Raw genomic sequence first — 24,909 nt, 5'->3', positions numbered from 1 at the left:
CGGCCCCGCTCGGGGCCGGTTGAATGACACACCGACCTTACCCGAGCCGCCCGCGGCGCCCGGCCCGGTGCGGGGGTACCGGGCCGGGCGCGCACGGTCAGCGGGTCCGGCCCGCCGACGCCTCGAAGCGGTGGAAGGCGGTCTCCTGGCGCCACTCCAGCCGCGCCTTGAGGCTGGAGTCCAGCAGCCGGGCGCACGCGCCGCCCGGCCGGTCGACGCCGGGGCGCACCCCGCGGCAGGCGGCCACGGGCGTGTAGCCGGAGCGGGTCGGGTTGCCCTGCCACAGGCTGGCGCCGGGCGCGAACGCGTACTCCAGGGAGGCCCGCGCCAGGTCCTTCAGCTCGGGGTAGGCCAGCGCGTACGTCCGGGAGGCGTACTGGTACTCGTGGGTGATGTCGGTCCGGCTCACCCCGGGGTCGTCGGTGGCGAGCACGACCGGTACGCCGTAGCGGCGGTAGGTCTCGAAGGGGTGCTCGGCGCCCTTGACGCCGAGGATCTGCGCGTTGCTGGTGAACGGCACCTCGACGGCCGTCTCCCGGGCGGCCATCGTGCGGGCGGTGCGCTGCCAGTCGTCCTCGTGGACGAGGTCGACGCCGTGGCCGATGCGCTCGGCACCGGCGACGTCCACCGCCTCCTTGATGTGGAACTTCAGGTCGGCGGGCTTGACCAGGCCCGGCCACAGCTCCCCGGCGTGCAGGGTGAGGTGGGCGTGCGGGTAGACGGTGCGCAGGTACTTGAGCATGCGCATCTGGAGGCTGTAGTCGCGCAGGGCGGTCTCGCCGTCCTCCGGCTGGACCAGGTTGACCGCGACGAAGCGGTGGTCGCGCTCGGACAGGCGCATGCCGAGGGCCATCTGTGTGAAGACGCGCTGCGGTGAACTGCCGCGCGAGACCTGGGAGATCCAGCGCACGGTGACGGCGCAGCCGGGCCGGGCGGAGCTGGTCCCGCAGTGCTCGGCGGCGCGGAACTCGGCGTCGCCGTCGTCGGCTTCCGTACGGGCCTGCGCGACCAGTTGGTCGAGTCCGCCGCCGGCCGTCAACTTGCGGTGCAGGGTGGCCGGGTCGGGGTCCCAGCCGACCTGGTCGGCGAGCTTCTTCGCGCCGTCGGAGGCGGGCGTGACCAGCGTCTCCAGATAGGACTGGTTCTGGACGGCGAGGTGGTCGGCGACGTCGGCGAGCAGCTTGCCCCGGTGGCGCCAGGTCACCTCGCCGAACTTGCCGAAGGTGTCGAAGAAGTGGTCGTGGCCGTTGCCGCCGGGCGGGAAGTCCTGCATGGACCAGGCGCGCACGATCGCGTCGCGGAACGCCTTGTCGGTGCGGGCGTCGGCGGCGGGCCGGGTGCCGGCGCCGCAGGGCGGGGGCACGGCCGTCATCGTCGCGGTCCGGATGCACAGGCCGTCCTCGGCGGCCAGTTCGACGAGGTACTCGGTGGTGACCGCGCCGGAGAGGTGGTTGTGCAGGTCGCCGCCCTTGGGCAGGTGTTGGAAGAAGCGGCGCAGGGCCGCGGGGTCGCGCCGGATCGAGCGCAGGTAGGCGTCGGTCGCGGCTTCGGCCCGGGTGGCGGGCGGCCGTGCGGCGGCGGGGCGGCTCGTGGGCCGGGCGGCCGTGGCGGAGGCGGCGGCCGGCGCGGCCGGTACGGCGGCCAGCGTCGAGAGCGCGGTGAACAGGACGAGACCTGAGGTGGTCAGAGCCCTGCGACGGGGCCCGGACCGTGTGGATTCGGTAATCACGCCTGCATCATCACGATGCCGGGCGGCCCGGGTCAGGCGAGCGGGCGGAGATCCACTCGACAGGGTGACACCCGCCCGCGGCCGTACGGGGAGGTCATCCCGGACCGCCGCGCGCGAACGCCCCGCCGGGCGCCGTGGGTCCGGCGCCCGGCGGGGCGGGTGTGCCGCGTCAGCCGGCCAGTCCGAACGGCAGCTCGGGGTGGGCCTCGGCGATCTCGATCAGCCGGTTGTACTTGGCGACGCGCTCCCCGCGGGCCGGGGCACCGGACTTGAGCTGGCCGCAGCCGGTGCCGACGGCCAGGTCGGCGATGAAGGCGTCCTCGGTCTCGCCCGAGCGGTGGGAGACCATCTGCGTGTACCCGGCCTCCCGGCAGATCCGCGTCGCCTCCAGGGTCTCGGTGACGGTGCCGATCTGATTCACCTTGATGAGCGCGGAGTTGGCGACCTTCCGGCCGATCGCCTCGGTGAGGACGGCGGGGTCGGTGACGAAGATGTCGTCGCCCATGATCTGCGTCCCGTGGCCCAGGCGCGCGGTCAGCCGGACCCAGCCGTCCCAGTCGTCCTCGGCCAGGCCGTCCTCGATCGACCAGACCGGGAAGCGGTCGACGATCTCCTCGTAGCGGTCGATGAGGCGGTCCGCGCTCAGGTGCTCCCCCGCGACCCGGTAGCCGTCGCCGTCGCGGAACTCGCTGGCCGCCGGGTCGAGGGCGAGGGCCACGCCGTCCCGGCCGGGGGTGTGGCCCGCGTCGCCGATCGCCTCGGTGAGCAGCCGCAGGACGTCCTCGGGACGGTCGACGGCGGGGGCGAAGCCGCCCTCGTCGCCCAGCCCGGTGGTGTGCCCCTCGGCGGACAGCCGGGCCTTGAGCCGTCCGTAGATCTCCGCTCCGGCCCGCACCGCCTCGGGCAGGCTCGGCGCGCCGAGCGGGGCGAGCATGAACTCCTGGAAGTCGAGCGCGTTCGCGGCGTGGGCGCCGCCGTTGACGACGTTGAAGTGCGGCACCGGCAGCCGCGGGGTGGTGCCCGCGACCCGGGCGAGGTGCTGCCACAGCTCCCGCCCGGCGAGGGCGGCCTCGGCGCGCCAGGCGGCGAGGGAGACCCCGACGACGGCGTTGGCGCCGAGCCGGGACTTGGTGCCGGTGCCGTCCAGTTCGACCAGTGCCCGGTCGAGGTCGGCGGCCGAGTCGAAGGCGCGGCCGGTCAGGGCGCGGGCGATCTCGCCGTTGACGTGCCCGACCGCGGTCAGGACGCCCTGGCCCCGGTAGCGGGCCTCGTCCCCGTCGCGCAGTTCGACGGCCTCCCGGGTGCCGGTGGAGGCCCCGGAGGGCACACCGGCCCGGGTCCGGGTGCCGTCGTCGGTGGTGAGGGTGACGGCGAGGGTGGGCCGGGCGCGGGAGTCGAGGATCTCGACGGCGTGCAGCTCGGCGGGGCGCAGAGTCATGGCGTCTTCCTCCGGGGTGGCGGGGGTGGTGGATCGAGGGAGGGGCGGCGGGGTCAGTGGCCCTCGGCGGCCACCAGGTCGGCGCGGGCGGCGCTGCCGGGGTCCAGGTAGGTGCCGTGGCGTACGAGGGGGCGCAGGTCGCCGTCGAAGTCGTGGCGCAGGGGTGCGCCGGTGGGGATGTCGAGCCGTTCCGCCTCGTCGCCGGTGAGGCGGCCCAGCACGGCCGACAGCGCGCGCAGGGAGTTGCCGTGCGCGACGACCAGCACGGTGGCTCCGGTGCGCAGTTGGGGTACGAGGACGTCGGTCCAGTAGGGGACGACCCGGGTGATCATGTCGGCCAGGCTCTCCACGGCGGGCACCCCGTCGGGGCGCAGGGCCGCGTAGCGCGGGTCGGCGCGCAGCCGGGCCAGCGCGTCGGCGGGCATCGGGGCGGGGCGGCCGTGCAGCGAGCGGCGCCAGTGCCGGTAGCGGTCGTCGCCCGCCTCCCGGCGGACCTCGTGCTTGAGGCGGCCGGTCAGGGCTCCGTACTGGCGCTCGTTCAGCCGCCGGCTGCGGCGTACGGGGATCCACAGCCGGTCCAGCGCGCCGAGGGCCAGGTCGGCGCTGTGCACGGAGCGGCGCAGCAGGGAGGTGTGGACGACGTCCGGCAGGAGCCCTTCGCGGGCGATCGACCGGGCCGCCCGGACGGTCTCGTCCTCGCCCCGGGGGGTGAGGGGCACGTCGGTCCAGCCGGTGAAGCGGCCCTCCGCGTTGGTGGTGCTCTGGCCGTGCCGCATGAGGACCAGGGTGCCCACGGGCCGGGCGCGCGGCTCAGTCACCGGTCGTCCCCGGGGTGGCCGCGGCCCGCTCCCGGGCGGCACCGATCTCCGCGTACGCCTGCTCGCGGCCCTCCCAGTGGGAGCCCTCGACGGACTTGCCGGGTTCCAGGTCCTTGTAGACCTCGAAGAAGTGGGTGATCTCCAGGCGGTCGAACTCGGGGATGTCGTCGATGTCCCGCAGGGGCGCGTGGCGCGGGTCGTGGGCGGGGACGCAGAGGATCTTCTCGTCCGGGCCGTGCTCGTCCTTCATGACGAACATGCCCACCGCCCGGCATTCGACGGCGCAGCCGGGGAAGGTCGGCTCGCCGGTGAGCACCAGCGCGTCCAGCGGGTCGCCGTCGCGGCCCAGGGTGCCCTCGATGTAGCCGTAGTCGGCCGGGTACTTGGTGGAGGTGAACAGCAGCCGGTCCAGCCGGATGCGGTGCAGTTCGTGGTCCATCTCGTACTTGTTGCGGGACCCCTGCGGGATCTCCACGGTCACGTCGAACTCCACGGGAGCCTCCTGGCGACGGGAGCCGTCCTCATGGCACGGCTCGGCTGTTCTGCCAGGGACCGTCAGCGGCATGATGCCGCGGTTCGCGGTGAGCCCCATCACCGACGCGCTGGGCGCCTCCACAGTGTGCCCCATGGATCACCCGCGCGGATATCCAGGGTACGCCGGACGGAGCGGCTCCGTGGGCGGAGCGCCGCGACGTACGCCGGACTCCTGGGCGCCGGTCGCCGACATCCCCGCGCGCCGGGTCGACGAGGTCGACGCGCTGCGCGAGGCGGGGGTGCCCGCGCACGCGGCGCCCGCGCCCCGGCCGGTCCGGGTCGTGACGCCGGGCGACGGCGTGCCGGGGACCGTGTGGCGGCTGCGGGTGGGCTCGCATGCCTACGGGAGGGCCGAGGACGTGCTGAGGCGGCTGCTGCGGTGAGCCAGCCGGTCCCGCGCGGCGGTCAGGTGATGTGGCGCACCTTGAGCAGCAGCGGGACGGCGGCCAGTTGCAGGGCGACGGAGAAGACCACCAGGCCGGTGACGGAGTGGTCGTAGAGGGCCCCGAGGGCGAGGCTGCCCGCGCACCAGCACAGGCCGAAGCCGGTGTCGAAGAGGCCGAAGGCGGAGGCCCGGCGGCCGGGGGCGGTCATGCCGGTGAGGGCGGCCCTGACCACCGACTCCTGGGCGGCCGTGCCCAGCCCCCACAGCACCACGCCGCACACGGCGGCCACCGGGCCGCCGAGGAAGACCAGCGGCGGGAAGCACGCCGTCAGCAGGGTCGCGCCCACCACCGTCCGCAGCCCCCACCGGTCGAACAGGCGGCCGAGCGTGAGCGCGGCGAGGGCCTCGGTGGCCATGGCGACGGAGTACAGGACGGGGATCCAGGGGGCGGAGACGACGTGCGCCCGGCCGAAGTGGTAGGCGATGAGCGGGTAGTCGGCGTAGGCGGCGGCGATCAGCCCCATGGCCGCCAGATAGGTCCAAAAGGCCCGGGGGGTGCCGTGCCTTCCGGGGACGTCCCCGCCGGTGTCCAGGCCGGACGGGTCGGGGTACTGCCGCCACGCGGCGGCCAGGACGAGCAGGGTGAGCGCGGCCGGTACGGCGAGCACGGCGAAGCCGGTGCGGTAGCCGCCGTGCAGCGCGAGGACACCGGCCACGACGAGCGGGCCGGTCATCGCACCGGCCGCGTCCAGGGCCTCCCGTACGCCGAAGACCCGGCCGCGGCCCAGCTCGGCGGTGGCGTGGGCGAGCATCGCGTCCCGGGCGGGGGTGCGCAGGGCGCGTCCGGCGCGCTCGGCGGCGATCAGCACGGCGGCCACCGGCCACTGCCCGGCCAGGGCGAGCAGCGGCACCGCGACCATCTGCACCAGGTAGCCGGCGGCGGTGATCGGCCAGTACCGGCCGGTGCGGTCGGCGGCGCGGCCGGACACGAACCGCAGTGCGTAGCCGAGGAGTTCGCCGGTGCCCGCGATCACGGAGACGGCGAGGGCCCCGGCGCCGAGCGAGCCGAGGAACGGTCCGGTGATGCCGCGCGCGCCCTCGTGGGCCATGTCGGAGAACAGGCTCACCACGCCGATGAGCAGCACGAAGCGCAGCGCGGTGCCGCCCGCCGGGCCCTGGCGACCGGTGCGGCTCACCGCTTCGGGTCCGCCGGTGGCTCCGGGGAGCCGTGCGCGAGCCCGCGGCCCGTGCTCCGGCCGGAGCCGTCCGCGCCGCCGTCCGGCGGGAGGCCGCAGGGGATGTCGGTGACGCGGCGGCGGCGCAGGCCCGCGTGGCGGGCCAGGGCGCGGGCGGCGCCGTGCAGGGTGCGGTAGGCGCCGATCTCGTGCGCGGTGCCCGCGGGGACGGCGACCCAGCGGGCGCGGCGGCCGTCGCGGTGGTGGCGGGCGCGGCCGAGCGGCCGTCCGCCGATCGCGACGACCTGGATGACGAAGTGGCCGGGGAAGAGCGGGGTGCAGGCCAGGCCGCCGGTCCGGGCGAGCCGGCCGAGGGCCTGTTCCTCGCGCAGGTGCCACTCGGCGTTGACGACGGTGACGCGGGCCGTGCGCAGGGCCGCCACCGCCGCCCGGTCGAGTTCTGTCATGGCGCGGTGCTCCTGTCGGGCGGTCAGCCGCGGACCAGCCGCCGGTGCGTGACCGGGTGCGGGCGGGCGGCCTCCTCGCCGAGCCGCTGCCGCTTGCCGGCCTCGTAGTCGGCGAAGTTGCCCTCGAACCAGAACCAGTGGGCGCCGCCCTCCCAGGCGAGCACATGGGTGGCGACGCGGTCCAGGAACCACCGGTCGTGCGCGCTGATCACGGCGCAGCCGGGGAAGGCGAGCAGTGCGTGCTCCAGCGAGGCCAGGGTCTCCACGTCGAGGTCGTTGGTCGGCTCGTCCAGCAGCAGCAGGTTGCCGCCCTGCTGGAGGGTGAGCGCCAGGTTGAGCCGGTTGCGCTCGCCGCCGGACATCAGGCCGACGGGCTTCTGCTGGTCGGCGCCCTTGAAGCCGAAGGTGGCGACATAGGCGCGCGAGGGCAGTTCCACACCGCCGACGCGCAGGTGCTCCCGGCCGCCGGAGACCGCCTCCCACACGCTGGCGGCCGGGTCGAGCCCGGCGCGGTCCTGGTCGGCGTAGGAGACGCGGACCGTGTCGCCCAGGCGCAGGGTCCCGCTGTCGGGCCGCTCCTCGCCGACGATCATCCTGAAGAGCGTCGTCTTGCCCACGCCGTTGGGGCCGATCACGCCGACGAGGCCGCCGCGCGGCAGCGAGAAGGACAGGTCCTCCATCAGCGGCCGGCCGCCGTGGCCCTTGGTGAGGTGGTCGGCCTCCAGGACGAGGCTGCCCAGGCGCGGGCCCGGCGGGATCCGGATCTCCTCGAAGTCCGGTTCGCGGCGGCGCGCAGCCTCGCTCGCCAGTTCCTCGTAGCGCTGCACGCGTGCCTTGGAGGCGGCCTGCCGGCCCTTGGCGCCCGAGCGCACCCAGGCCAGTTCCTCGGCGAGCCGCTTCTGCCGCTTGGCGTCCTTGCGGCCCTCCACCTGAAGGCGGGCGGCCTTGGTCTCCAGGTAGGTGGAGTAGTTCCCCTCGTAGGGGTGGACGCGGCCGCGGTCGATCTCCAGGATCCGGCGGGCGACGTTGTCCAGGAAGTACCGGTCGTGGGTGACCGCGACGACCGTGCCGGGATAGTCGGCCAGGTGCTGTTCCAGCCAGGCCACGGACTCGGCGTCCAGGTGGTTGGTCGGCTCGTCCAGGAGCAGCAGGTCCGGCTGGGACAGCAGCAGCCGGCACAGCGCGACCCGGCGGCGCTCGCCGCCCGACAGGCCGCGGACCGGGGTGCCGGGCGGCGGGCAGCGCAGGGCGTCCATGGCCTGCTCCAGCCGGGAGTCGAGGTCCCAGGCGCCCACGTGGTCCAGGGCCTCCTGGAGCGCGCCGAGTTCGTCCAGGAGGCCCTGTGCCTCCGGTTCTCCGGCCCGGCCGAGGCGCGCGGTGACCTCCTCGTAGCGGCGCAGCATGTCCCGGACGTCCGCGACGCCCTCCTCGACGTTGTCCCGGACGGTGGCCGCGTCGTCGAGCCGGGGTTCCTGCTCCAGGATGCCGACGCGGGTGCCCGGGGCCGGGGCCGCCTGCCCGCGCGCGGGCCGTTCGAGTCCCGCCATGATCCGCAGGAGGGTGGACTTGCCCATGCCGTTGGGGCCGACCACGCCGATCTTGGCGCCGGGCCGGAAGGAGAGGGTGACGTCGTCCAGGACGGCCTTGTCGCCGTGGACCATCCGCACGTTGCGCATCGTGTACGCGTACATCCGCGATGCCTCCGTAACCGGGCCGCCGGGGCGGGCGGCCGTCGTTCACAGAGGCCATCAGCACGGGAATGTGCGGTCAAGGGCGAGCCTCATCGCCCGTCTCCGTCCATGGTGCCCACAGCGGGCGCCCGCGCGCCAGCCCGAGCCGGCCCGCCCCGGCGGCCTGGGGCATCAGGTGGACATGGCAGGCATATCCGGCATTCGGGCCGGGGAGAATGAACGTGCCGGGGCGATGAGGCTCGCCCTTGACCGCACGCACCGCCGTGCTGATGGCCTCTACGCGGACCGCCGTACCACGGGAGGAGCCTGCGATGGAGATCATGGTCATGGTGGCGGCGACGGTCGGATCGCCGTTCGCACCGCACGACGGATCGGACGGACACGATCTGGCCGCCGCGGGCTCGACCCGCGTGACCGGCTACCCGGTCGGCGCCGGACGGATCGACGGCACCCTCACCGAGGACGGCGAGCCGACCGCCGTCCTGCTGCTGATGGAGGAACCGGCGCTGCCGGGCCGGACCGTGCGGGCCCGGCCGGTCGCGCTGGTGCACGCGCTCAGGGACGGCCGTCCGTGCCCGGAGCTGGTGTGCGTACCGGCGCACGACGCCAACTTCGCCGCCCTCACCGGCGTACGGGCGCTGCGTGCCTGGCACGCGGACGAGGGCACCCTCGCCACCGTGCTGCACCGGCTCGACCCGGCGCACCACTGGCGGGTCGAGGAGTGCGAAGACCCCCCGGCCGCCGAGGAGTTCCTGACCCAGGCCCGGCAGGCGTACGCGCGTCTCACGGGCTGTCTGGAATAGGCCCGCGCCGCGGGACCGGGACACCGATGGCGGCGGCGGCCTTGACCGGCGCCGCCCGGACCGGTTCACTCGGACTCGGCGATGGATCCCGCCTGGGCCGTTCCCCGGTCCGAACCGCCCTCCTCCGGGCTGATGGTTCCTGACCGATGTCAGGACGCATGCCCTCGGGAGGTACGCACGTGGACGCCTCGCCGTCGTCCGTGGCCGCTCACGGACCCACTCCCCCGCACCGCCCCCGCCCGGCATGCCCGCCGTGTGCGCGGCCCCCGTCCGGCCCCGGCCGGGACGGAGCGGCGCGATGATCTGCTTCGACTGCCAGGAACTCGACGTCACGACGGTCGCCGTCGCCGTCTGCCGTACGTGCGGCGCGGGCATCTGCCGCAGCCACGGGCGGCCCACCCCGCAGACGCTGCACGACCTGACCGGGGCCGGTCTGGCCACCAAGCCGCGTGCCGCGCGGCGGATGGTGTGCCGCACCTGCCTCGCCGCGGAACGCAGCGGGTGACCGGTCTCCCCGGCACCTGTCCCGACCGCCCTTCAGCGCGGGTCCCTCCGAGGCGCACACCCGCGCGCCCCGGTCGCGAGAAGGGCACCGGTGAGGGGTGCGCCGTGTCCCGGCCGGCGCACCCCTCACCCCAGCCGCGCGACAGCGGCGCCCTTCAGCCGCGCTCGCGCAGATACGCGTCCAGTTCGGCGGCCCCGGCCAGCAGCGCGCGCCCGCGGGCGCTGAGGCGGTCCCGCCAGTCGCGCAGGGTGGCCTCCAGCGGCTCGGGGCCGCCCGCCGTGCGGACCCGTTCGATCAACGGCCCGATCCGCTCCAGCGGATGGCCGCCGCGCCTGAGCTGGTGCACCAGCCGGGCGTCGCGCACGGCGGCCTCGTCGTACACCCGGTAGCCGGTGCGCGGATCGCGGCGCGGGCGGACCAGCCCGGCGCGCTCCCACTTGCGCAGGGTCGCGGGGCGGATGCCGAGCTGCCCGGCCAGCGGTCCGATGAAGCCGCCCGAGGACCCGCCCGAGGACCGGGCCGGCGGACCGGGGGCGGGCGTCCGGCCGGGCCGGGGCACCGCGCCGGAACCGCGCGCTGCGGGCGATTCGAGGCCCTGGAGGGCCAGTTCGACCGACTCAAGGGTCCGCCGGTCCTCCAGGAGCTGGGCGTGGCTCTCGTCGATCAGGCGCAGCGCCTCCTCCACCGCGCCCTCGCCGACCGCCCGCATCACCGCGGCCGCCGTGCGGTGGCCGTGGCCGGGCACCAGGGCGAGGAACGCGCGCAGGGCGCGCGCGTGCAGCGGGGTGTAGGCGCGGTAGCCGTGCTCGGTGCGGGCGGCGGCCGGAAGGATGCCGGCCTCCTCATAGTTCCTGACCGCCTGGGTGGACACCCCGTGCGCGCGGGCCAGGTCGACCGGCCTGAGCCGTCGGGTGCTTTGAGGGTCGGACTCCATGATCCTGCCGTTTTCCGGGGCTTGCGAAGGGAGAGGTCGAAAAAAGTCTCCACCGAGGGTTCAACGATAGCGTTGAAGGCATGGCTACCGGTATCAGGAACACCGCCCATGCCGTGGACGCCGCCGCCGTGCTGCGGCTGCTCCCGTCCCGGCCCCGGATCCTCGCCCTGGGCGAGCCCACCCACGGGGAGGACGCGCTCCTCGCACCGCGCGACGCGCTGTTCCGGCAGCTCGTCGAGGAGGAGGGGTACCGCACCGTCGCGATCGAGAGCGACTGCCTGCGGGGCCTGGTCGTGGACGACTACGTCACCTGGGGCAGGGGGTCCCTGGACGAGGTGATGGAGCGCGGCTTCAGTCACGAGTGGTTCAACGTGTCGGCGCCCAACCGTGAACTGGTGCGCTGGATGCGGGAGTTCAACGAGGGCCGAGCGCTGTCCGAGCGGGTGCGCTTCGCCGGGATCGACGGCCCGCTGGAGATGACCGGCGCCGAGAGCCCCCGGCACGCCCTGACCGCGCTGCACGCCTTTCTCGCCGCCCGGGTGGACGCCGGTCTGCTTCCGTGCGCCGCGCCGGAGCTGGACCGGCTGCTCGGCGCCGACGGCCGCTGGAGCGAACCGGCCGCGATGCGGGACCCGGCCCGGTCGGTGGGGCGCTCGGCCGAGGCCGCGCGGCTCCGGCTGATCGCCGACGACCTGGTGACGCTGCTCGACACCCAGACACCGCTGCTCATGGAGGCGGCCGCGCCACCGGAGCTGGAGCGGGCGCGCCTGTACGGGCGTACCGCCACCGGGCTGCTGCGCTACCACTCCCGGACGGCCGACACCTCACCGGCCCGGATGACCTGGCTGGTGGCCCTGCGGGACCGGATGATGGCGGCCAACCTGCTGGCCCTCGCCGAACGCGGCCCGGTGCTGGTCCACGCACACAACGGCCATCTCCAGCGGGAGCTGAGCACCATCCGCATGGACGGCCGGCCGGTGCGGTGGTGGAGCGCGGGCGCGCTGGTGGGCGCCCGCCTGGGCGAGGAGTACGCGTTCCTGGCGACCGCCCTCGGCACACTCCGCCACCGGGGCGTGGACGTCCCGCCGCCGGACACCCTCGAAGGGATCCTGTACGCCCTCCCGGGAACCGACGGGCCCCGTGTCGTCGACGCGCGCGGCCTGGCGGACGCCCTCGCGGGCGGCACCCCGCCCGTCCCCCGGCGGTCGCCGTACCACGGCTACGCCCCGCTCGACCCGGCGCACCTGGCCCGGACCGACGGGATCGTGTTCGTGAAGGACGTCCCGGAGGCCGGGCGGGCACACACCTGACAGCAGGACGCGGCGGAGGCCGCGAGGGTGCGGCGGGTGGCCGGTCCTCGTTCAGTCCTCGGCCAGCAGGTCGAGGCCGCGGGCGGTCCTCAGGCCCAGTTCGGGCGCCGGCCACCTGCGGGCATGGGCGGACTGGGACACGTCGCGCCACCACGGGAGCGCGGGCAGCTCACCGGCCGGTTCGAAGGGGCGGCCCGGGATGGGCAGGGCCAGTGCCTGGCCGACCGCGTCCGCCGCGGCCAGCGCCCACTCCGCCGGTTCCGACCAGGGGTGCAGGGCGAGGTTGAACGTCCCCCAGTGGATGGGCAGCATGACGCCCTCGGCCCGGCCCTGTTGCAGATCGAGGTGGCTCTGCACGCCCTGGGTGGGGTTCATGTGGATGTCCGGCCAGGCGCCCGGCAGCGGCCCGGCGTCCGGCTGGCCCTCGGGCCAGAAGTCGGAGTACGCGCCGAGCTGGATCATCGTGGCGTCGAAGGGGCCGTGGTCGGCGCCGATGTCCCGGAAGCCGTCGAAGTAGCCGGTGTCGCCGCTGTGGTAGACGCGGTGCTCGTCACCGGCGACGACCCAGGAGGCCCACAGGGTGTGCTGGGTGTTGCGCAGGCCGCGGCCGCAGAAGTGCCGGGCGGGGGTGGCGGTCAGGGTCAGTCCGCCTACCTTGGTCGCCTCGTGCCAGTCCAGTTCGCGCAGCCGGTCGGCGGCGACGCCCCAGTGTTCGAGGTGGGCGCCGACGCCGAGCGGCACCGCGAAGAGGGTGTCCGTGGCGGCCAGCGCCTTGATGGTGGGCAGGTCCAGGTGGTCGTAGTGGTCGTGGGAGATGACGACCACGTCGACCGGGCCGAGCGCGGCCAGCGACAGGGGCACGGGGTGCAGCCTGCGGGGGCCCGCGAAGGGGAACGGCGAACAGCGCTCGCCCCACACCGGGTCGAAGAGCACCCGGTGCCCGTCGATCTCCACGAGCACGCTGGAGTGCCCCAGCCAGGTCAGGCGCAGACCGCTGGCCGCGGGGCGGGCCAGGTCCGCGAAGGTGGTGGCGTGCACCGGGATGTTGCCCCGGGGCGAGCGCCGGACCCGCTCGTCCTTGTCGAAGTAGTGCTTGGCGAAGTCCAGCATCGAGCCCGAGGGCCGGATGCTCGCCGGGCCTCCCGGGTTCTGGAAGACGCCGTCCTTGAAATGCGGGGAGCGGCGGATCCGCGCCATGCGCGCACCGCCGGGGTCCACGCCGAAGGCCTCGGGCCGCAGGGCGTTCAGCCCGGGAATCGAGGGACGGAAGCCGGCCACGTTACCTCCAGGTGGGGTCGCTCAGGTGGTCCATTATGAAGGGGCCGCCGCGCCGTTCCCGGGCCGCCCCGCGCCGCCCCCGACGGGCGCCTGGCACAGATCTTGTCTGAGAGGCAAGACCCATTAGGGTGACTCGCGTGGCGAGAGTGCGGTTGAGCGTGGCGGAGCGGCGCGAGGAGTTGCTGCGGGCCGCCATCGGGCAGATCGAGGCGCGTGGTGTGGCGGCGGTGCGGATCGCCGACGTGGCCGCGGTCCTCGGGGTGAGCAACGCGCTGGTGCTCTACCACTTCTCGACCAAGGAGAACCTGCTGGCCGCCGCGTTCGCGCGCGCCGCCGAGGACGACCTGGCGCGGCTGCGCGCGCTGCTCGGACGGCGTACGACGGCGGTGCGCAGGCTGCGGGCGGCGGTGCGCTGGTACGCGCCGACGGGCAGCGCCAAGGGCTGGCGGCTGTGGATCGAGGGCTGGGCCGCCGCGGTGCGCGAGCCCGCGCTGCGGGAGGTCACCCGGGACCTGGACCGGCGCTGGAAGGCGGCGCTCACGGCGGTCGTGGCCGAGGGGGTGGCGGCGGGCGAGTTCCGCTGCCCCGACCCGGCCGGTACCGCCCTGCGGCTGACGGCCTATCTGGACGGTCTCGCCGTACAGCTGACCTGCTACGGGGGCACGCTGTCCCGGACCCGGGCGCTGGAATGGGTCGACGAGGCCCTGGCCCGCGAACTGGGCCTGGACCGGGAGGCGTTGACCACCGCGGCCCGGTGAGCGCGCCCGATGCCCTGCCGGGCTCCGGCGGGTGCGCGGGACCGGTGGCCGGGGCCCGCGCGCGGCGGGTCCCGGTCAGCGCGCCTCAGGCCACCGACGCGATCCGCGTCCTGATGTCGTCCGGGGACAGCGTGCCCTTGGCCGTCACCGCGTCCCCCGAGGACTCGCCCCGCAGACGGCGGCCGATCCACGGGACCAGGTACTCGCGGGCCCAGTGGACGTCGTCGCGGCGGACCTCCAGCGTGCCGCGCGGCGGCAGCGGAGGCCAGGGCTGGTCCGGGTCGGCCGGTACGTCGACGCCGAGGACCTGCCCGGCGCGCAGCGCGACACGGGTGTGCCCCTCGGGCGAGAGGTGCAGCCGGTCGTGGTCCCAGGCCCGCCGGTCCTGGACGGTCCTGAGCGACCACAGGTCGAGCACGGGGCAGCCGTAGCGGTCGGCGACGGCGCGCACATGCCCGTTGTATGTGGCGATCTTGCCGCGCAGGTGTTTGAGCAGGGGTACGCCGCGGGTGTCGAAGCCGGTGGTGACCAGGACGGTGCCGGCCGCCTCGGTGAGCCGGGCGACCGCCTTCTCGAACCGTTCGGCCACGTCGTCCGGGTCGGTGCCGGGCCGGATGATGTCGTTGCCGCCCGCACAGAAGGAGATCAGGTCGGGGGCGAGTGAGGCCGCCCGCGGCACCTGGTCCGCCACGATCTGGTCGAGCAGTTTTCCGCGCACGGCGAGGTTGGTGTACCGGAAGTCGCCCTCGGGTCGCCGGTCGGCGAGCAGCACGGCGAGCCGGTCGGCCCAGCCGACGAACGCTCCGTCGGGTCCAAGGTCTCCGACGCCCTCGGTGAAGCTGTCCCCCACCGCCACGTACGACCCGATCACTGATCTGCTGTCACTCTTCGAATCGTCTGCCACGTCGGCCCATGATTCACCTTCCGATGTGACTTACGCGACCGTAGGCAGGGGTTGACGGTCGGTGAGAAAGGCCACTTCGACATCACCGCCGAGCCGGGAATACGCCCGCCGTACGAGGCGGTACGACGGCGCTGCCGCCCCGGGCGGGCATGTCGTATCGTCGGGACCGCGCCCGCCGACGAGCCGTGAAGGCGGGGCGGACAGGGAGGAGTCCCCGTGACGCAGCAGGTGCCGTCGACCGAGCCGGAGCTGACCGGAGTCCGCAACTTCCGCGACGTGGGCGGACTGCCGACCGTGGACGGGCGGCGGGTGCGGCACGGGGTGCTGTTCCGCAGCGGCCACCTGGCGCACGCCACCGAGCAGGACACCGCCTTCCTCGCCTCGCTGGGCCTGCACACCGTCTTCGACTTCCGCAACGCGGCCGACCAGAAGCTCGAAGGGCCGGACGTCGCGCTGCCCGGGGTGCGCAATGTGAACCTGCCGCTGAGCGACCCCGCCGACGGCGCCGAGTTCTGGAAGATGGTCCGCGACGGCGACCTCGACCAGCTGCGGGCGATCCTGGACGGCGGCAAGGGCGCGGACCGGATGATCGCCTCGTACCGCACGATGGTCACGGAGCGCACCGCCGAGCACTCCCAGGTGCTGCACGCGCTCGCCGAGGACAGCGTCCCGGCCCTGATGCACTGCGCGGCGGGCAAGGACCGCGCCGGTCTTTCGATAGCCGTGACGCTGCTGGCGCTGGGCGTGGAGCGGGACGCGATCGTCGCGGACTACCTGGAGTCCAACGCCCCGCACCGCCGCTACAAGGTGCGCCGCGGCGGCACCTCGCCCGCGGCCCGCGCCCCCGAGGTGATGGAGCTGCTGAGCCCGCTGTTCGACGCGCGGGCGGAGTATCTGACGGCGGCCCTGGAGACCGTCGAGGAGACCTGGGGCGGGGTCGACGCCTATCTGGAGCGGGGGCTCAGGCTCGCGCCGCCGGTCAGGGAGCGGCTGCGCGAGCGCCTGCTGGACTGAGCCTGCCCGCCGCGTGCGGGGCTCACCTCACTTGGCGCCGATCTCGAACAACAGCCAGATGAACGCGGCGAAGAGGTGTCCGACGGCGATGTAGATGATCAGCCGGACCCACAGGGCGCGCGGGAACTTCTCCTCCATGTCGCTCATGACATCTCTCCGGTGTGGGGGCCCAGGCACAGCGCGGCCGTGGGACTCTGCAGCAGGGTGTGGACGAAGAGCAGGTCGAGCCCGTCGGGGTCCTCGGCCGCGATGCGGTGCGGGGTCAGCGAGTCGAAGTGCGCGCTGTCGCCGGGCGCGAGCAGGTGGGTGCTGTCGCCCAGGCGCAGCCGCAGCCGGCCCTTGAGGACGTACAGCCACTCCTCGCCGGGGTGCACGCGTACGATGTCGCCCTGGGAGCCGTGCGGCACACGGACCCGCAGGGCCTGCATGCCGCGCCCGGGTGAGCCCGCCTGCCAGTAGGTCCAGCCGCCGGCGGGGGTGGGCTCCATGTCGCCGGAGCGGACGATGGCGTCCCGGTCCGCGGCGCTCTCGCCGAGCAGTTCGGAGACGGTCGTACCGTAGACGCGGGCGAGCGACAGGAGCATCGGCAGCGAGGGCTGGCGCTGCCCGGTCTCCAGCCGGGAGAGATGGGCGGGCGACAGCCCGGCGGCGCGGGCCGCGACCTCCAGGGTGAGGGAGGCCCGGCGGCGCAGCGCGCGCAGTTGGGGCGCCACGGCGGGCAAGGTCTCGGCCTGCCCCTCCGGTGGCCCGGACTCGGGGGTGCTCATGCCTCCATTCAGCCGCAGGATTGCCCCTGGGGCAAATTTCTTGCCTCAGGGGCAAAACCGGCGCGCGGGCAGGGCCCCGGCGGCGGCTACCGGTTGGCCACCGCCTGCTTGACCAGCGTCTTCCCGAAGTCCCACATCAGTCCGCCGCCGTGCGCGTCGTCCATCACCGCGGTGAAGGCGTCCACGAACCGGTCCACGTCCGCCTCGTCGATCACCAGCGGCGGGATCAGCTTGATCACCTCCAGGTGGTCGCCGGAGACCTGGGTGAGGATCCGGTGGCGCTGGAGCAGCGGGACGACCACCATCTGCGCGAACAGGCCCTTGCGGGCCGCCTGGAGCATGGTCCAGCGCCCGCGCAGCTTCAGCGACTTCGGCCGGCCGAACTCGATGCCGATCATCAGGCCCCGGCCGCGTACGTCGGCGAGCAGCTCGTACTTGTCGGTGAGCGCCGCCAGCCGGGACTTCAGCAGGTCGCCCACGGTCCGCACATGGGCGACGGTCTGCTCGTTCTCCATGACCGACAGCACCGCGAGGCCCGCCGCCATGGCCTGCGCGTTGGAGCCGAAGCTCGCCGAGTGCACCAGCACCCGGTCGATCGAGGAGTAGACCTTCTTGAAGATCCAGTCCCTGCCGAGGGTCGCGCTCACCGGCACATAGCCGCCGGAGAGGGCCTTGGCCACGCAGACCAGGTCCGGTTCGACACCGGCCTCGTGCTGGTAGGCGTAGAAGTCGCCGGTGCGGCCGAGGCCGGTCTGCACCTCGTCGGCGATGAGCAGGGCCTTGTGCCGGTGCAGCAGCTCCTGCGCGGCCCGCAGATAGCCGGGCGGGGTCTCGTGCACGCCCTTGCCCTGGACGGGTTCCACGATCAGGGCGGCCACGTCGCCCTTCTTCAGTTCCCGGGCGAGCGCGTCGAGGTCGCCGAGCGGGACGGCCGTGTCGGGCAGCAGCGGGGCGAAGCCGTCACGGAAGCCCTCCTCGCCGTTCACGGAGAGCGAGCCGGTGGTCAGGCCGTGGAAGGAGTGCTCGCAGTAGAGAATCCGCTGTCTGCCGGTGGCGCGGCGGGCGAACTTGAGCGCGGTCTCGACCGCCTCGGTGCCGCTGTTGCCGAAGAACACCCGGTCCAGGTGCGGACTGTGGGCGAGCAGCCGCTCCGCCAGCAGTCCGGGCAGCGGCTGGCAGTCGAAGCGGGTGAGGTCGGCGAGGCCGGCGTCCAGCACGTCGTGCAGGGCCTTGCGGACGACCGGGTGGTGCCGGCCCAGGCCCATCACACCGAACCCGGCGAGCATGTCCAGGTAGTCGTTGCCGTCGGCGTCCCAGAAGTGGGCGCCCTCGGCCCGTTCGTAGACCTTGTCGAAACCGATGGTGTGCAGCATGCGCGGCAGCTGGTGGTTCAGGTGCTTGCTGTGCAGCTCGTAGCGCTCGGCGCCGCGCTCGGCCAGGAGGGCGCCGAGGTCGAACTCCGTGGTCATTCAGTTTTCTCCTTGACTGCCATGACGGCCCCGGCCGGACCGGCGGCCTCGCCGGCCGCGGCGGGTTGCTGCGCGGGAACGGTCCGCTCCGGCCGGGTCCCGCCGCCGTCCCGGACGGCCGGGCTCGCGCCGATCCGGCCGGCGATCTCCACCGGGGTCAGCCCGATGTCGGCCAGCACCTCACCGCGTTTGGCGTGTGCGAGGAACTGCTCCGGGACACCGAACCGCCGCACCGGTACGTCCACATCGGCGTCGCCCAGGGCCAGGGCCACCGCGGAGCCGACCCCGGCGGCGCGGCTGTTGTCCTCGACCACGGCGACCAGCCGGTGCGCGGCGGCCAGCTCCGGCAGCGCCGGGTCGACGGGTTTGACCCAGCGGGGGTCGACGACCGTGCAGCCGATGCCGCGCGCCTGGAGCAGCCCGGCGGCCTGGAGGCACACCGGCGCCATCACGCCGACGGCCACCAGCAGCACGTCGGGCCGCTCCGCCCGGTGCAGGACGTCCATGCCGCCCACCCGGTCGACGGCCGGGATGTCCGGGCCCACGGACTCCTTGGGGAAGCGCACCAGCGTCGGCGCGTCGTCCACCGCGACGGCCTCGCGCAACTGGGCGCGCAACTGCCCGGCGTCGCGCGGCGCGGCGATCCTGAGACCGGGCACGACCTGGAGGATCGACATGTCCCACATGCCGTTGTGGGAGGCGCCGTCCACACCGGTGACGCCGGCACGGTCCAGGACGAAGGTGACCCCGCACCGGTGCAGCGCCACGTCCATCAGCACCTGGTCGAAGGCACGGTTGAGGAAGGTGGCGTAGACGGCGACGACCGGGTGCAGTCCGCCGGTGGCCAGGCCCGCCGCGGAGACCGCCGCGTGCTGCTCGGCGATGCCGACGTCCCAGACCCGGTCCGGGAACCGCTCGGCGAACGCGCCGAGGCCCACCGGATGCAGCATGGCCGCCGTGATGGCCACGACGTCCTCGCGCTCCTCGCCGATCCGGACGATCTCCTCGCCGAACACCGAGGTCCAGGACGGACCGCCGGACGGGGCGAGGGGCGCGCAGGTGAGCGGGTCCATCGCACCGACCGTGTGGAAGTGGTCCGCCTCGTCGGCCAGGGCGGGTTCGTAGCCGCGGCCCTTCTCGGTGAGGCAGTGCACGAGCACCGGGCCGCCGAAGCGCTTGGCGCGGCGCAGCGCCGACTCCAGGGCGCGCACGTCGTGGCCGTCGATCGGGCCGAGGTACTTCAGGCCCAGGTCCTCGAACATGCCCTGCGGTGCGAAGGCGTCCTTGAAGCCCTTCTTCGCGCCGTGCAGCGACTCGTAGAGGGTGCCGCCGACGACGGGGGTGCGCTGGAGCAGTTCCTTGCCCCAGGCGAGGAACTTCTCGTAGCCGTCGGTGGTGCGCAGGGTGGCCAGGTGGTTGGCGAGGCCGCCGATGGTGGGCGCGTAGGAGCGCTCGTTGTCGTTGACGACGATGATCAGCGGCCGGTCGCGGGCGGCGGCGATGTTGTTCAGCGCCTCCCAGGCCATGCCGCCGGTGAGCGCGCCGTCCCCGATGACGGCGACGACATGCCCCTTCTCCCCTTGCACGTCACGCGCCTTGGCGAGGCCGTCGGCCCAGCCGAGCGCGGTCGAGGCGTGGCTGTTCTCGATGATGTCGTGCTCGGACTCCTCGCGGGAGGGGTAGCCGGACAGGCCGCCCTTGCCGCGCAGCTTGGAGAAGTCCTGACGTCCCGTCAGCAGCTTGTGCACATAGCTCTGGTGGCCGGTGTCCCACAGGATCCGGTCGGCCGGCGACTCGAAGACCCGGTGCAGTGCGACGGTGAGTTCCACCACCCCCAGGTTGGGCCCGAGGTGACCGCCGGTCCTGGCGACCGCGTGCACCAGGAAGTCGCGTATCTCACCGGACAGTTCGCCGAGTTCCGCCTCGGACAGCGCCTTCAGGTCGCGTGGTCCCCGGATCGTCTCCAGAATGGTCACGCTGGGCCCCCTCTCGGTCCGTGCCGTACGTCAACTCACCGTCACCGTGGGTGTTCCGGTGGCGGCGGGGGCGTCTGCCGCGACGCCGTCTGCCTCCATCTGCTCGGCCAGCTTCATGGCCTCCTCGATCAGGGTCTCCACAATCTTCGACTCGGGCACCGTCTTGATGACCTCGCCCTTCACGAAGATCTGCCCCTTCCCGTTGCCCGACGCCACACCCAGATCCGCCTCACGCGCCTCACCAGGACCATTGACGACACAGCCCATCACCGCGACCCGCAACGGCACCTCCATGCCCGTCAGACCCGCCGTGACCTCCTCCGCCAGCTTGTACACATCCACCTGCGCCCGCCCGCACGACGGACACGACACGATCTCCAGACCCCGCTGCCTCAGATTCAGCGACTCCAGGATCTGGATACCGACCTTGACCTCCTCGGCCGGCGGCGCCGACAGCGACACCCGGATCGTGTCCCCGATCCCCTGCGACAGCAGCGCACCGAACGCCACCGCCGACTTGACCGTCCCCTGGAACGCCGGACCCGCCTCCGTCACCCCCAGATGCAGCGGATAGTCGCACTGCTGCGCCAACTGCCGGTACGCCTCGATCATCACGACCGGATCGTTGTGCTTCACCGAGATCTTGATGTCCCGGAAACCATGCTCCTCGAACAGCGACGCCTCCCACAGCGCCGACTCCACCAGCGCCTCCGGCGTCGCCTTCCCGTACTTCTGCAGCAACCGCCGGTCCAAAGACCCCGCGTTCACCCCGATCCGCACCGGCGTGCCGTGGTCCTTCGCCGCCTTCGCGATCTCCCGCACCTGATCGTCGAACTTCTTGATGTTCCCCGGATTCACCCGCACCGCCGCACACCCCGCCTCGATCGCGGCGAACACATACTTCGGCTGGAAATGAATGTCCGCGATCACCGGGATCTGCGACTTCCGCGCGATCACCGCCAGCGCATCCGCGTCATCCTGCGTCGGACACGCCACCCGCACGATCTGGCACCCCGACGCCGTCAGCTCCGCGATCTGCTGCAACGTCGCACCGATGTCCGACGTACGCGTCGTCGTCATCGACTGCACCGACACCGGGGCCCCGCCCCGACGGCCACCGGCCCGACCTGGATCTGCCGCGACACACGCCGCGCGGCGACCGGCCGGGCCGGTACCTCGGGAACGCCCAAGGAAACGGCCGTCACGGCGTCAGTTCCGGTTTCCCGAGACGGTCTCGCGCATGGCGCGCAGGGACTCCTTGAGGGAACCCATGGTGGCGAGGACGGCGGTGGGCTCGTAGCCGCAGTGCGCCATGCAGTTGGCGCAGCGCGGGTCCTTGCCGCGGCCGTACTTGTCCCAGTCGGTCTTCTCGACGAGTTCGCGGTACGTCGGGACGTAGCCGTCGCTCATCAGGTAGCAGGGGCGCTGCCAGCCGAAGAGCGAGTAGTTCGGGATCGCCCAGGCGGTGCACGGGAAGTCGACCTTGCCCTCCAGGAAGTCCAGGAAGAGCGGGGAGTGGTTGAGCCTCCAGCGCAGCCGGTTGCCGCCCGAGAACGCCTTCTTGAACAGCTCGCGGGTCTGCTCGACGCCGAGGAAGTGCTCCTGGTCGGGGGCCTTCTCGTAGGCGTAGGCGGGCGAGATCATCATCTCGTCGACCTTGAGGTCGTCGTTGAGGAAGTTGAGCACCTCGATGATGGTCTGCGGGGTGTCGGTGTTGAAGAAGGTGGAGTTGGTGGTCACCCGGAAGCCGCGCCGCTTGGCCTCCTTGATGGCGGCCACGGCCTCGTCGAACACGCCCTCCTTCGCCACCGACTCGTCGTGCCGTTCGCGCAGGCCGTCGATGTGCACGGCGAACGCGAAGTAGGGCGACGGGGTGAACTTGTCCATCTTCTTGCGCAGCAGCATGGCGTTGGTGCACAGGAAGACGTACTTGCGCTTGGCCACCAACTGGCGGACGATCTCGTCGATCTGAGGGTGCATCAGCGGCTCACCGCCGGCGATGGACACCATCGGCGCACCGGACTCCAGCACCGCGCCCACGGCCTGGGCCACGGGCATGCGCTGCTTGAGCACCCCGGCGGGGTGCTGGATCTTGCCGCAGCCCTCGCACTTCAGGTTGCAGGCGAAGAGCGGTTCCAGCTCCACGATCAGCGGGAACTTGTCCCGCTTGCGGAGCTTCTGTTCGGCCAGATATGTAGCGACCTTGATGGACTGGCGCAGCGGCATGGCCATCTGGCTCACCTCCTGGGGAGCAGCACATTACGGTGCCATTCGAAGAAAGTAGGGAGGACGGCACGGAGAACGCGGAAGGCTGATATTCCACCGCGCACCGTGCCGATGCGTACGAGTTCGTGTTCCGGAGCGTCCACGACCACCCGGACGGCCGCAACCGGGCGCTCGCCCGTACGGACGGCGCCGAGCAGCGTGGCCGCCGACTCCATGTCGACCGCGATGGCACCGGTGGCGAGCAGATCGGACCGCTCGGGACCGCGGACGACGTGGTCGGACCCGGTGACGGGCCCGGTGTGCACCCTGCGGCCGGGCAGGGTGCGGGCGAGTTCCTTGACGAGCAGTTCGGTGCCGACGCAGGCGACGGTGCCGCGCGGGTCCCGGGTCTCCTCGGCGACGACCAGGTCGCCGGGGTGCATCCCCGGGGCGAGGCCGGCGCAGAAGCCGGTGGCCAGAACGGCGGACCGGTCCCACGCCGGGTCGGCCAGGGCCCGGGTGACGGAGCGTTCCGCCGCCCGGGGTCCCATGCCGGTGCGCAGGACGGTGACCGGCCCGGCGCCGGAGCGCCGGTCCGTACCGTCCGCGGTGCGCCGCCGGCCCGCCCGCCGGGCGCCGCGGTCACCGCTGCGCAGGGCGAGGTGCTCGATGCCGAGCGCACAGGCGATCAGCAGCGGGTCCGGGGCGGGCCGGGTGCTCATCAGCTCCCCTGCGCCTCGGCGCGGGGCCGGTCGGCCCGTGCCCGGTCGGCGAAGGGTTCACCGTGCACGTACCGGCCGAGCGCGGTGAGCGGGAAGACCTGCCGGTAGAGGTGGTAGTTGATGGAGAAGTCCCAGGGGAAGCCGGTCCCGGTGAAGTACGGCTCGTCCCAGGAGCCGTCCTCCCGCTGGGTGTCGGCGAGCCAGCGCACGCCGCGTTCCACCGCCTTGGAGTCCCGCTCGCCGGCCGCGAGCAGCGCCATCAGCGCCCACGCGGTCTGCGAGGCGGTCGAGGCGCCCTTGCCGCTCCACTCCGTGGAGTCGTGGTAGGAGCGCAGGTCCTCGCCCCAGCCGCCGTCGTCGTTCTGCACCCGCTCCAGCCAGGCCACCGCGCGGCGGATCGCCGGGTGGGAGCCGGGCAGACCGGCCGCGGTCAGGGCGGGCACCACGGAGCCGGTGCCGTAGACGTAGTTGACGCCCCAGCGGCCGAACCAGGAGCCGTCCGGCTCCTGTTCGTCCAGCAGCCAGCGGATGCCGCGCCGGGTGCGCGGGTCGTGGGCCAGGCCCTCGACGGCCAGCATCTCCACGACGTGCGCGGTGACGTCGGCCGACGGCGGGTCGATGACCTCGCCGAAGTCGCAGAACGGCAGCCGGTTGGGGAAGGGGCTGGTGTTGTCGACGTCGAACGCGCCCCAGGCGCCGTTCTTCGACTGCATGCCGAGGTTCCAGCGCACCCCGCGGCCGATGGCCTTGTCGACGCGCTCCGGGTCGTGGTGGCGGACCCGGCGCAGGGCCAGGACCACCTCGGCGGTGTCGTCGATGTCGGGGTAGTTGTCGTTGTGGAACTCGAACGCCCAGCCGCCCGGGGGCAGTCCGGGCCGGCGCACCGACCAGTCGCCGGGGCGCACGATCTGTTCGCCGAGCATCCAGTCGGCGGCCTTGACCAGTTGCGGATGGTCGGCGGGCAGCCCGGCGTCGGCGAGCGCGATGGTGGCCAGACAGGTGTCCCAGACCGGGGACTGGCACGCCTCGATCATCCGGGCGCCGTCCTCGCGCCAGACCGTGAAGCGGTCCAGCGACTCCAGACCGGCGCGCATCACGGGGTGGTTGAGGTCGTAGCCCATCAGATGCAGGGCGATGACCGAGTACACGGCGGGCGGCTGGATGCCGCCCCAGCAGCCGTCGTTCTCCTGCCGTTCGATGATCCAGCGCACGGCGGAGTTCATCGCGGCCCGGCGCAGCCGCTTCGGCGCCACCTTGCGGAACATCTGCAGGCCCAGGTCCAGGCGCTGGAAGACGCCGTCCCAGCTCGCCGCGGGGGCGAGCGGCCGGGGCGGGTTGGGCCGCAGCGGATCGGTGTGCAGCTCGTCCAGCGGGAACGGCGCGGGACGCACCGGGCGCTTGGCCGAGACGATGGTGAGCGGCACGATGGTCTGCCGGGCCCAGCAGCCGAAGTCGTAGATGTTGAGCGGCATCCAGTCGGGGAAGTAGATCAGCTCCGGAGGCATCTCCGGCAGGTCCTCCCACTTCCACCAGCCGAACAGGGCGAGCCAGATCCGGGTGAACACCCGGGCGGCGGCGATGCCGCCCCGCTCGCGGATCCAGGCGGACGCCCTCGCCATGTGCGGGGCGTCGGGCGCGTCGCCGGCCAGCCGGAGGGCGACATAGGCCTCGATGGTGGTGGACAGCTCCCCCGGGCCGCCGTGGAAGGTGGCCCAGGTGCCGTCCGCGCGCTGCTCGCCGCGGATGAAGAGCGCGGCGGCGCGGGTGGTCGCCTCGTCGGCGATCCCCAGGAACTGGCGCAGGAGCAGGTCCTCGGCGTCCATCGTGACGTTGGTCTCGAGGTCGCCCTTCCACCAGCCCTCGGCGTCCTGCTGCGCGAGCAGGAAGTCGGTGGCACGCCGGGTGGCGTGTGCGGCGGCTTCTTGTACCCCGGCCGTCACGGGGGTGGTGAGTACGGTTTCGCTGGCCGCGGCAGCGCGGGACGGCAGTGTGGCCCCGGTGCTTCCGTCGGTCGTCGCTGTCATGGC

General features: G+C 73.5%; 23 protein-coding genes, 1 pseudogene and 4 riboswitches. Of the genes and pseudogenes, 6 read left to right on the top strand and 18 right to left on the bottom strand.

Annotation, left to right across the window (positions count from 1 at the left end; translation table 11 throughout):
* Window positions 1–97: 97 nt before the first annotated feature.
* From A8713_RS27475 to A8713_RS27460, 4 genes are all read right to left on the bottom strand, one after another.
* The gene (locus tag A8713_RS27475; protein ID WP_443069772.1) at window positions 98–1,726 is read right to left on the bottom strand and encodes an adenosine deaminase family protein; all 1,629 of its coding nucleotides are present in this window, start codon (window positions 1,724–1,726) and stop codon (window positions 98–100) included.
* A gap of 172 nt (window positions 1,727–1,898) precedes the next feature.
* Window positions 1,899–3,167, bottom strand: a complete 1,269-nt coding sequence (gene eno / locus A8713_RS27470) for a phosphopyruvate hydratase (RefSeq protein ID WP_064536371.1) — start codon at window positions 3,165–3,167, stop codon at window positions 1,899–1,901.
* A 53-nt stretch (window positions 3,168–3,220) separates the two neighbouring features.
* Entirely contained in the window at window positions 3,221–3,943 is a 723-nt protein-coding gene (locus tag A8713_RS27465) for a 2,3-bisphosphoglycerate-dependent phosphoglycerate mutase (RefSeq protein WP_064537745.1), read from the bottom strand.
* 34 nt (window positions 3,944–3,977) lie between these two features.
* Entirely contained in the window at window positions 3,978–4,478 is a 501-nt protein-coding gene (locus A8713_RS27460) for an inorganic diphosphatase (RefSeq protein WP_064536370.1), read from the bottom strand.
* 46 nt (window positions 4,479–4,524) lie between these two features.
* A riboswitch (Fluoride riboswitch) is annotated at window positions 4,525–4,590 on the bottom strand.
* A 69-nt stretch (window positions 4,591–4,659) separates the two neighbouring features.
* Between A8713_RS27460 and A8713_RS27455 the strand changes: the two genes are divergently transcribed.
* On the top strand, window positions 4,660–4,902 hold the full coding sequence (locus A8713_RS27455; RefSeq protein WP_237305461.1) for a hypothetical protein: 243 nt from the start codon (window positions 4,660–4,662) through the stop codon (window positions 4,900–4,902).
* A 22-nt stretch (window positions 4,903–4,924) separates the two neighbouring features.
* Here the strand turns inward: A8713_RS27455 and A8713_RS27450 are convergent, their stop codons facing one another.
* From A8713_RS27450 to ettA, 3 genes are read right to left on the bottom strand one after another with little or no spacing between them, the layout of a single operon-like run.
* On the bottom strand, window positions 4,925–6,100 hold the full coding sequence (locus A8713_RS27450) for an MFS transporter (protein WP_064536369.1): 1,176 nt from the start codon (window positions 6,098–6,100) through the stop codon (window positions 4,925–4,927).
* Entirely contained in the window at window positions 6,097–6,546 is a 450-nt protein-coding gene (locus A8713_RS27445) for a hypothetical protein (protein WP_237305460.1), read from the bottom strand. The genes A8713_RS27450 and A8713_RS27445 overlap by 4 nt, the downstream gene beginning before the upstream one ends.
* 23 nt (window positions 6,547–6,569) lie before the next feature.
* On the bottom strand, window positions 6,570–8,237 hold the full coding sequence (gene ettA, locus A8713_RS27440; RefSeq protein WP_064536368.1) for an energy-dependent translational throttle protein EttA: 1,668 nt from the start codon (window positions 8,235–8,237) through the stop codon (window positions 6,570–6,572).
* Between the two features lie 41 nt (window positions 8,238–8,278).
* Window positions 8,279–8,343: riboswitch (Fluoride riboswitch) on the bottom strand.
* A 113-nt stretch (window positions 8,344–8,456) separates the two neighbouring features.
* Window positions 8,457–8,523: riboswitch (Fluoride riboswitch) on the top strand.
* 25 nt (window positions 8,524–8,548) lie between these two features.
* Here ettA and A8713_RS27435 point away from each other — a divergent pair.
* Together A8713_RS27435 and A8713_RS27430 are read left to right on the top strand one after the other, a co-directional pair.
* Entirely contained in the window at window positions 8,549–9,040 is a 492-nt protein-coding gene (locus A8713_RS27435; protein ID WP_064536367.1) for an inorganic diphosphatase, read from the top strand.
* 68 nt (window positions 9,041–9,108) lie between these two features.
* Window positions 9,109–9,189, top strand: a riboswitch (Fluoride riboswitch).
* Window positions 9,190–9,338: 149 nt separating this feature from the next.
* Window positions 9,339–9,545 carry a DUF2180 family protein gene (locus A8713_RS27430; RefSeq protein WP_064536366.1) on the top strand — a complete coding sequence of 69 codons (207 nt, stop codon included), beginning with the start codon at window positions 9,339–9,341 and terminating at the stop codon, window positions 9,543–9,545.
* A 154-nt stretch (window positions 9,546–9,699) separates the two neighbouring features.
* Here A8713_RS27430 and A8713_RS27425 read toward each other — a convergent pair whose 3' ends face one another.
* On the bottom strand, window positions 9,700–10,479 hold the full coding sequence (locus A8713_RS27425; protein ID WP_064536365.1) for a TioE family transcriptional regulator: 780 nt from the start codon (window positions 10,477–10,479) through the stop codon (window positions 9,700–9,702).
* 80 nt (window positions 10,480–10,559) lie between these two features.
* Between A8713_RS27425 and A8713_RS27420 the strand changes: the two genes are divergently transcribed.
* Window positions 10,560–11,789 (top strand): erythromycin esterase family protein, encoded by a 1,230-nt coding sequence (locus tag A8713_RS27420; RefSeq protein WP_064536364.1) that lies wholly within the window; start codon window positions 10,560–10,562, stop codon window positions 11,787–11,789.
* Window positions 11,790–11,840: 51 nt separating this feature from the next.
* Here the strand turns inward: A8713_RS27420 and A8713_RS27415 are convergent, their stop codons facing one another.
* Window positions 11,841–13,067: an MBL fold metallo-hydrolase gene (locus A8713_RS27415; protein WP_064536363.1), complete on the bottom strand. Its 1,227-nt coding sequence runs from the start codon at window positions 13,065–13,067 to the stop codon at window positions 11,841–11,843.
* A gap of 137 nt (window positions 13,068–13,204) precedes the next feature.
* On the opposite strand from A8713_RS27415, the gene A8713_RS27410 reads away from it, so the two are divergent.
* Window positions 13,205–13,825, top strand: coding sequence for a TetR/AcrR family transcriptional regulator (locus tag A8713_RS27410; protein WP_173860915.1), 621 nt, complete (start codon window positions 13,205–13,207; stop codon window positions 13,823–13,825).
* A gap of 85 nt (window positions 13,826–13,910) precedes the next feature.
* On the opposite strand, the gene A8713_RS27405 is transcribed toward A8713_RS27410, so the two are convergent.
* Window positions 13,911–14,696 (bottom strand): SGNH/GDSL hydrolase family protein, encoded by a 786-nt coding sequence (locus A8713_RS27405; protein WP_064536361.1) that lies wholly within the window; start codon window positions 14,694–14,696, stop codon window positions 13,911–13,913.
* Between the two features lie 249 nt (window positions 14,697–14,945).
* On the opposite strand from A8713_RS27405, the gene A8713_RS27400 reads away from it, so the two are divergent.
* Window positions 14,946–15,743, top strand: a complete 798-nt coding sequence (locus A8713_RS27400; protein ID WP_064536360.1) for a tyrosine-protein phosphatase — start codon at window positions 14,946–14,948, stop codon at window positions 15,741–15,743.
* 27 nt (window positions 15,744–15,770) lie between these two features.
* On the opposite strand, the gene A8713_RS27395 is transcribed toward A8713_RS27400, so the two are convergent.
* The 8 genes and pseudogenes from A8713_RS27395 to shc form a co-directional block, all read right to left on the bottom strand.
* On the bottom strand, window positions 15,771–15,890 hold the full coding sequence (locus A8713_RS27395) for a DUF6126 family protein (RefSeq protein WP_018566809.1): 120 nt from the start codon (window positions 15,888–15,890) through the stop codon (window positions 15,771–15,773).
* A complete protein-coding gene (locus tag A8713_RS27390; RefSeq protein ID WP_064536359.1) occupies window positions 15,887–16,510 on the bottom strand; it encodes a helix-turn-helix domain-containing protein in 624 nt (207 codons plus the stop codon). Before A8713_RS27390 ends, A8713_RS27395 begins: the two co-directional genes overlap by 4 nt.
* Before the next feature lie 86 nt (window positions 16,511–16,596).
* Window positions 16,597–17,979 (bottom strand): aspartate aminotransferase family protein, encoded by a 1,383-nt coding sequence (locus A8713_RS27385; RefSeq protein WP_064536358.1) that lies wholly within the window; start codon window positions 17,977–17,979, stop codon window positions 16,597–16,599.
* On the bottom strand, window positions 17,976–19,955 hold the full coding sequence (gene dxs, locus A8713_RS27380; RefSeq protein WP_064536357.1) for a 1-deoxy-D-xylulose-5-phosphate synthase: 1,980 nt from the start codon (window positions 19,953–19,955) through the stop codon (window positions 17,976–17,978). Before dxs ends, A8713_RS27385 begins: the two co-directional genes overlap by 4 nt.
* 30 nt (window positions 19,956–19,985) lie before the next feature.
* A pseudogene (gene ispG, locus A8713_RS27375) lies at window positions 19,986–21,160 on the bottom strand (flavodoxin-dependent (E)-4-hydroxy-3-methylbut-2-enyl-diphosphate synthase).
* A gap of 4 nt (window positions 21,161–21,164) precedes the next feature.
* On the bottom strand, window positions 21,165–22,187 hold the full coding sequence (gene hpnH, locus A8713_RS27370; protein WP_018568734.1) for an adenosyl-hopene transferase HpnH: 1,023 nt from the start codon (window positions 22,185–22,187) through the stop codon (window positions 21,165–21,167).
* Window positions 22,188–22,192: 5 nt separating this feature from the next.
* Window positions 22,193–22,882 (bottom strand): 5'-methylthioadenosine/S-adenosylhomocysteine nucleosidase family protein, encoded by a 690-nt coding sequence (locus A8713_RS27365; RefSeq protein ID WP_064536356.1) that lies wholly within the window; start codon window positions 22,880–22,882, stop codon window positions 22,193–22,195.
* A complete protein-coding gene (gene shc / locus A8713_RS27360; protein ID WP_064536355.1) occupies window positions 22,882–24,906 on the bottom strand; it encodes a squalene--hopene cyclase in 2,025 nt (674 codons plus the stop codon). Before shc ends, A8713_RS27365 begins: the two co-directional genes overlap by 1 nt.
* Window positions 24,907–24,909 lie beyond the last annotated feature (3 nt).

Source organism: Streptomyces sp. SAT1 (assembly GCF_001654495.1).
Lineage (GTDB): Bacteria > Actinomycetota > Actinomycetes > Streptomycetales > Streptomycetaceae > Streptomyces > Streptomyces andamanensis.
Note: the sequence above shows the minus strand (reverse complement) of the source record. Positions and strands in the feature narration are given on the sequence as shown.